This is a genomic window from Elusimicrobiota bacterium, from assembly GCA_040757695.1.
Classification (GTDB): Bacteria; Elusimicrobiota; UBA8919; order UBA8919; family UBA8919; genus JBFLWK01.
In genome coordinates this window covers 1-7,884 of record JBFLWK010000090.1, presented here as the reverse complement: position 1 = coordinate 7,884, position 7,884 = coordinate 1, and the positions used below count along the sequence as shown (strand labels likewise).

General features: G+C 33.1%; 5 protein-coding genes. All 5 read right to left on the bottom strand.

Features of this window, described 5'->3' with window-relative positions; genetic code table 11:
- Positions 1–83 precede the first annotated feature (83 nt).
- Genes AB1349_11660 through AB1349_11640 form a run of 5 tightly spaced genes read right to left on the bottom strand, consistent with a single transcriptional unit; the run spans position 84 to position 7,748 of the window.
- Positions 84–1,070: a hypothetical protein gene (locus AB1349_11660; protein ID MEW6557986.1), complete on the bottom strand. Its 987-nt coding sequence runs from the start codon at positions 1,068–1,070 to the stop codon at positions 84–86.
- A gap of 6 nt (positions 1,071–1,076) precedes the next feature.
- A complete protein-coding gene (locus AB1349_11655; GenBank protein MEW6557985.1) occupies positions 1,077–2,975 on the bottom strand; it encodes a tetratricopeptide repeat protein in 1,899 nt (632 codons plus the stop codon).
- Complete coding sequence (locus AB1349_11650) at positions 2,972–5,128, bottom strand: tetratricopeptide repeat protein (GenBank protein ID MEW6557984.1); 2,157 nt, start codon at positions 5,126–5,128, stop codon at positions 2,972–2,974. The genes AB1349_11655 and AB1349_11650 overlap by 4 nt, the downstream gene beginning before the upstream one ends.
- Before the next feature lie 18 nt (positions 5,129–5,146).
- On the bottom strand, positions 5,147–6,328 hold the full coding sequence (locus AB1349_11645) for an SGNH/GDSL hydrolase family protein (GenBank protein ID MEW6557983.1): 1,182 nt from the start codon (positions 6,326–6,328) through the stop codon (positions 5,147–5,149).
- A complete protein-coding gene (locus AB1349_11640; GenBank protein ID MEW6557982.1) occupies positions 6,315–7,748 on the bottom strand; it encodes a hypothetical protein in 1,434 nt (477 codons plus the stop codon). Before AB1349_11640 ends, AB1349_11645 begins: the two co-directional genes overlap by 14 nt.
- Between the last annotated feature and the right edge of the window lie 136 nt (positions 7,749–7,884).

Genomic DNA, 7,884 nt, shown 5'->3' with positions numbered 1-7,884 from the left:
GGCTTTCACGTCAATTTTTTATAGGTTCCTTTATAATATGTCTCAGCATTTATTAGCAAGCGTGTCTGATGAATCAGACCACCCTATTTCTCATTAGAGAAATGGGAAATTTGCCAAACTACAGTAACAATAATTGAAAGCAAAAGCGGTATTATTCCAACATATACACAACTTTCCCAAGGAATAAAATCAGCCCTTGTTAAGTTGGCTTCTGCAGGGTTGCCGTAAAAATATGGTAGAACAAGCATAATAAGGTCTTTGAATCCAAAATAATCATACCATTTCGGCAATTCAATATAAGATGACAACTTAAACATTTCATATGAAGGAAGCCACTGGACTGCACCCAATCCTGACATAATCACAAATACAATAAGAATCAACAATATGAAATGCAGAAAGTATGGAGATGATACGGACTGTTTTTTGGTTATAATGAATAGATATAAAGAGTACACAAACCCGGCGAGTAGCGAATAATAAAACACCTGCGGGAAGCCGGCTAAAATCTGAATACCTAAGATAGCGCCGGTTAAAACAGCATACAAATTTTTGCCCGTATCAAAAAATAATTTAAGAGTGAGAAATAACAACGGGAGCCAGCATGCAGTATTTATCATATTTATATGCCGTATATGTCCGACTAAAAAACTTGAAAATGTGAACACCACAGAGCCGAGTAAAGCGGCGAATACCGACAACCCGATATATCGTGTGTATGAATAAAAAGATACACCTGCAATAAGAGATGTAACTACAAAATTCCAGTTAAATGCGGTTATCGGAGGTAGTAACGAAAAAAGCAATAAATTTAGCGGATAAAAAAAGCCGCCCTCGCCTACCGCGTGAATAGGGAACCCGCAACCGTTATAAGAACACCAGAGCGGTAGAGTTTTATTATTCAGCGATTGAGATAAAAAATGTCTGAATGGGTATGCGAGGTCTAAAATATCACAGCCGGTGAGGTCGCCTGTAATAAAAATTTTCTTGAAAAAAACAATCTTATAAAAAAAAACTAATACTAATACAAACAGAACTAAAACTGGTAAAATCTGTTTCGCTTTATGCATAAATAGCTATTTTTCTTTCATTATATCAAGACAAGCATTAAGATTTCGTTTTGCTTCTGGATAGTCAGGGTTTATTTGGAGCGCTTTTTTAAAACAGTTTTTTGATTCTTTTAACTTACCCTGTTTCATATAAATTTGTCCCAGTAAACCGTATGTCATATAAGAATTTTTATCTTTATCCAAAACCAATTTACATTCTTTTATTGCTTTTTCATACAGTTGACGGTAATCATAAATCCTTGCAAGCTGGTAATGCGACTCCAAGTTTCGGGGTTCTATTATTAAAATTCTCTGCCATTCTCTTTCAGCATTTGCAAATTCTCCTAATCCCATATAGGTATATCCCAGATTTTTGTGAGCATTAATATCCGCTGTTATATCATATACGAGAATGGTGTTACCAATAATATCAATTGGCTGATACTCTCTAAGCCAGGAATAAACAAATCCTCTATCCGTCCGCGCCATTTGCAAAAAAAGGGCACTCACAGCAAGCAATTCTCTTTTAGGATTCAATGAATTTATTTTTTCAACTTTGCGGTTTAACCGGATGTCGGATGCCGCGCCCGCATACTGGCAGTCAATTCCATAATACTCCGGTCTTGCACAGCCGGAATATGATAAAACAACCTCATCGCCGGGTTTTAAAAACTTTTTAAGTCCTTTTAAATCCTGCCCTGCATCCAAATCGTAAACAAGGCATCTATACCCCTTCTTAGATCCACCTACCAGTTCATTAAAAAATGTTAGATAATGCGGATAAACTCTTGCATTATTGACAAGCATCCACAAAATCAAAGGAATAATCATCCCCGCTTTTTTAATATCAAAATTCATGAGTATTGATCCGGCGGCGACGAAAAGAAAAGGATATACGGGAAGAATGTATCTTATGCCCATTTGACGTCTGGCAAAAGATGAAACAACAAACAGAGTAACAGGTAGTATAAGTAAAAAGATTGCTTTAAATTTTGTTTGAGGATTTTTCTTCAAAATAAACAGAAATATCATTCCGAAAAGCAACACTAAAAATGGAGTCGTATTTTTTACTAAAAATACAAACAAATAAAAATACCATCTTCCATATGGATACACCTTACCATTTATAAAGACATTGCCCCCGGTTTTTGTTATATCAAAAATCTGTTTTATGCCATAAAAATAATTCAGCAGTCCATAAAATAAGTAAGTTATAAAAAGAATAGTAAATCCAATAATGAATACAACAAAAACCGATTTAATGATGTTTCTAAGATTTTGTTCTTTTCTCATATTATGCCAGTAATACACAGCAAGGATTAAGAAAACCGGATACAGCAAAAGTGCTGTTATTTTTGTTGACTGGGCTAAACCAAAAAATATGCCGGTAATTACAAGAATTTTGGTAGTAGGAAACTTTAAGTATTGCCAAAAGGCGTATATGGATAAAAAAATTAAAACAGTCAAACCAAAATCGGTATTTACAAAACCGGCAAATGCCGTTATATTGGGACACAAAAGATATAAAACCAAACTTAAGAAAGCAGATGCTGTCCCCCACAACTCAAATGACCATTTAAATATAATAAAACCTAAAACAATTGCTCCTGATGCAGTTACTATTCTTGAAATATGTAATATAGTATCTGCCGGGATTATGTTTTCATAAAGGAATTTATCCGCTATCTCATATTGATATGCTTTAAGGCCATTAGGTATGGTTAACTTGAAAAATAACAATGGGAATGAGGTAAACATTTTCCAAAAAGTAAGATGTTCATTGTTTATCTGAAAATTTCCGGTTTTAAGATGAATGTATCCTGCCGATATATTTAACGCTTCATCATATATAGCACTTTTTTCCCAGGATGCAGAAATAATTACACAGAAATGGATAATAAGCAATAACACAACCAATCTTTTCATTTTTCTCTCATTTTATCTAAACATGCTTCATAATTATGTCGTGCTTCATCAAAATCAGGATTGATTTCCAGTGCTTTTTTATAATATTCCGTGGCATTATCGTATTCTTTTTTATAAAAATACGCAGTACCTAAAAGGTTGTATATTTTTTCGTCTGATGGTGTGCGTGTTAGTATTCGGTTGCATTCATTTATAACATTATCAAACTGCCATAATTTCAGATAAACATAACAGAGTAAAAACTGTGCTTCTAAGAAAACAGGTTTTTTTCTTAATGCGATATGCAGAATTTCCAATGCTGATTTATATTTACCTTTTTCGACATCAACCATAGCAAGTCCGTAATAGGGTTCTGCATATTTTCTTGTTATTCTTATTGCAGCGAGGTAACAACCCTTAGCCTGTTCATATTTTTTTTGCATTAAAAACATAGCGCCTAAATTGATATACGCTTCAACACGATTCGGCTCATACTTTAGAACTTCCATATAATAATTCTGTGCTTTTTGGTATTGCTCTGTAAAAAAGTAAAAGTTAGCATATGAAAAAAGTGCAATGCTTTTATTCAGTTTTGAATAACTGCCGAGGGATGGTTCTTTAATTATGTAGTCGGCGTTTAAACGCCGACTACCTTTGACAAAAACAATCCCCGACTCATCAAAAAATACAAGTTGCCATCCTGAACTTGATTCAGGATTGTTCTTATATAGATATTTCATAATATTTTTTGAATGCGGAGATAACGGATGCAAAAGAACATAATCAATTTTGTATTTGTCAGCGATTTTCTGCCAATACACATTCGGATTATCAATCGTATTTTTGTATCCTTGAAGAAATTCTTCGCCATAAATTTCCATTTTACCGTCAACAAAACACTTCCTTTCAGGCCAGCAATTCCATATAAAATAACCGCCAATAAGCGCATCGTTGAAAATGTTGCCAGTAATATTATTGGTTTTGATAAATTCCACTGCATTTACCGGGAATAGAATATTCACCATACCGATACCGAACTGCTGCATTGTTTTTTCCTGCCTGTAATATCTGTTTGTGATAACACCAACAGATACAAAAACAGAAACAATAATCATCAAAACAGGATAAATGTAGTCGGCAATTAATTGCCGATTACCTCTAAGAATCTTAATATCTTTTATCTCTGTAAAATTAAGTATTGTTATCAGCGAACTAACGAAAGCAAAAAATACGATATTTCGTTCTGTAATCCAGCTGAGATATACAAATAAAAGAAACACAAAAAATCTTGAAAAATTGAACTTTTTGGCCACAAAAAAACTGGCAAAAGAAACTGCTATTAAAATAAAATATGCGACTGTCCGATAATTCCCTTTTTCTGTGAATAATATAGGCGTTAATTCAGTTATAGTTTTCATATAAGGCGATGCTTTACTGCCTATTTCAGTAAGTAATAAAAATGGATAAGCAACAAGTTTGTATCCATATGGGTTTATAAAACAAGCCAGAACAGATAATATCAATAAAATTGGGTAGACGGCACTTAAGTGCCGTCTACCTTGTATTAGTTCACCAATAAAATAACAACCAATAATAATCGGTCCGAAAATGAAAAACCCGTGTGTGTTTACCCACAGGATTTGTAGTGCTGGTAGTAGAAAAATACTTTTGTAGTTGCAACCCCTTGGGTTGCTTCCATTAACGGTAATGCACGCCAAGGGCGTGCTACTACATTTATCTAAAATCAAGATAAACAATACTGCAAACAGATACGAGAACATTTCAGGTCTGTATAAAAACCTGTTATTAGCAATGAGTAAAGTCAGTAAAATACAGGCGTTCATAACATAAAAGTTTGATTTTTTAACCATTCGGAATAGAATATAAAAAATTGTCCCGATTATGAGTAACTGATACAAAAACAATCCAAAGAAACCCGCAAGTTTGTAAAAAAGATACAGAAAAACCTGATATAGCCAGTGTGAATCCACATATTCGCGGTGTGAGGCAGTATAAGAAAACGGGTCAAGATGTGGCACCTTAAAATTCGCACAGATATATTTTCCCGACGATAAATGGAGCCATACATCATATTCTATAACTTTTGTGATAAGAAACAAAACAGCCAATAAAACCAGCGATACAGAAACAATTATTTTAAGTGTTTTACCCATTTTGCTATTTCCTCTTTTTTATAGTTTATTTTTATATTTTGAGATTAAATGATCATATAAAGTTTTAGCAATAATTTCATTTCCGTTGTCATTAGTATGTACGAAATCAGCAAATACCCACTGTTTTTCGGTGTCAAATATCTTTCTTAAATCCAAAAAATCACTGCCAGTTTTTCTGCATATTTCTTTCGCCTTTTGTGCTAATAGTGGATAAATCATTTTTACTGCATTACGATACTCTGGATCGCCTTTTTGAATTGATATATCTATATTTATTTCTTCATTCGTCCACATTTTTTTATTTTTGGAATACAATTCAGGTTGAAAAGCGACTACAAACTCTACACTGTAACCGTGTGAAAATCGGCTCATCTTTTCTATATTATTTCCATAATTTTTAACAAACGCATCAATATATTCCCGAGTTATAAATTCCGGTTTGGGACCTTTTACAATTCGCGGTAGAATATTTTTTGCCAGTTCGGTATTATTAATTAAGTATTTAAAAAAATGACAAAAAGCGGATATTACATTATTTTCAGACTTAAAATTTTTGAGCAATCTTTTTTCTATTTCAAAAAAGGTATTATTAAAACCAAATAAACCATTTTTTCTCTGGCACTTAATATGGTCATAAAAATCATTCCAGCCGTTATACACAATCACCAAATCTGGTGCTAAATCAATCAATTCCATAACAAGATAAATTAATTCCTGTCCTGAGAGATATCCAATTACTCCAGCATTAAGTATTTCTACTTTTTTAAGCAGATTTTTTCTATTATTCAGTTTATTTTCCAGAATATATTCCCATGTTGTATTATCGCTACTTGCACCTTCACCAAATGCGGCAGAGCCGCCAATTACAATTATTCTAAAAGAATCACTATGTTTTTTCTTTGAGACCTCTTTTTCACCCCTGAATCCAAGTGAATTAATTTTTGGAATAATTGAATTCTTTGGAGATAATCTATGGCCTTTTGGCATATTCTTATACACCATAAAAGGATTTAACAATAATCTTATTCCAACTTTTTTTGTAGTCAATGGCAATCCATTACTTGTAGTCGCAAGCATATTATAATTTATAGATTTATCCTTTTTCTGAAAAATTTTGTTTATCTTTAAAATTAACTCAAGAAATAAGCATATAACAATAACGCTACCCAGTATAATGAGTATTTTTTTAGAATTTGTCATAATTTATCGCTCGTTGTACGATTTTTACATTCCAGCTGAACTCTTTGACTGAAATAAGATATGCTAATAATAATACAACAAATAACGAACTATACCCGAATTTTAACGAAATATATTCAAGACAACCGCCGAACATTGCGCCTATAAGATTTGAGCCTAATGCCTCTGCAGGATTTGGAGTTTTATTAAACGAGGTTGCAAAAATTATTCCAGAAAAAAATATCGGAAGAAAAAGCAACAACGAAGATAAGACAATTCTTACATAGTATGGAAATCCGAGAAATGTTTTAAGCGGAACTATGATATTCGCAATAATAAGCAGGAAAAGAAAAAGATAATACTTCCTGTTGTCGTCTGGTTTTAATAATCTTACATAATACGACGAGCAAAATGCCATAATCAGTATAGCAATTATAACCATAGAGTTTACAAGCCAGGTAGAGCCCAAAAGCAGTGCCATCCTTACTATTGCGGATGTTTCAAGAATCATAAACCCGCAACCTAAAAAAAAGTAATGATTATTTATTCCCCCCTTTATTCCGCAAGAAATACCGGAAGATAAATAAATAAGCCCACAAGAAAAAAGTAATATCAAAGTGATCGCTAATAAGTAATGACCTGGAATAGTTGGTTTTTTAAGATATAAAAAAGGCCAGTTATCCGTTGTAGATTTTATGTTGTAATTCTTGAGTATGCTGGGTTTGAATTGCTGTTGGGAAGATAACGACTGCAATTCAGGAAATTTCATTTTCTTGAGACCATTCCCGTTAAACATCATAGCAAAATTCTCCATTTCTGTTAGATTATATATAACTGATTTGTGTTCAAAAACCTCCTCAAGCATTTTGGCAATACGGTCTACAATCCATTGTTTTCTAAACAGGTTATATATAACCACAACACCATCGTCTGTCAGGTGTTCTTTAACCTCTTTGAATGAGTCAGTAGTGAACACAAAATTTTCAAGCCGAACGGACGAAAACTGAGAAAATACCGTCAATGAGTCCAGAAGTGCAAAAATAACCAGATTATATTTCTTGTTGGATTTTTTAAGAAAAGATCTTGCATCATCGTTAATTATTTTAACCCGCTTATCCTGATATGGAATATTCGGATGCTTTTTGCCGATATTTAAAATCACAGGGTCTATCTCTACTGCATCAATTTCCTGGACACCATTTTTTAGCGCAACTGCGACATCATTTCCTGTGCCTGCGCCGAGTATCAAAACTCGTTTCGGTTGTTTTATTATTCTATAAAGAACTCCATAAAAAGTGGTATCAATTGTATCCGTATTCTGCATTCGCTGATGTGGCACGCCGTTAACTATTACATTGTTATCTATTACCTCTATTTTATAATAAGGTGAGAATATAGATTTTTGGCTTAGCACAATAACAAGAATAAGAGCAACTATCAAAATAAATACCTGTAGTTTGGCAAATTTTTGCTAATAAATGTTGAAACATATTGTTCATTGACAAAAATGGAATAACCCTGTAAAACAGGGATGCACAAGAAACCTGAACAATTCCTATGAATAGTTAAGTCAAGCA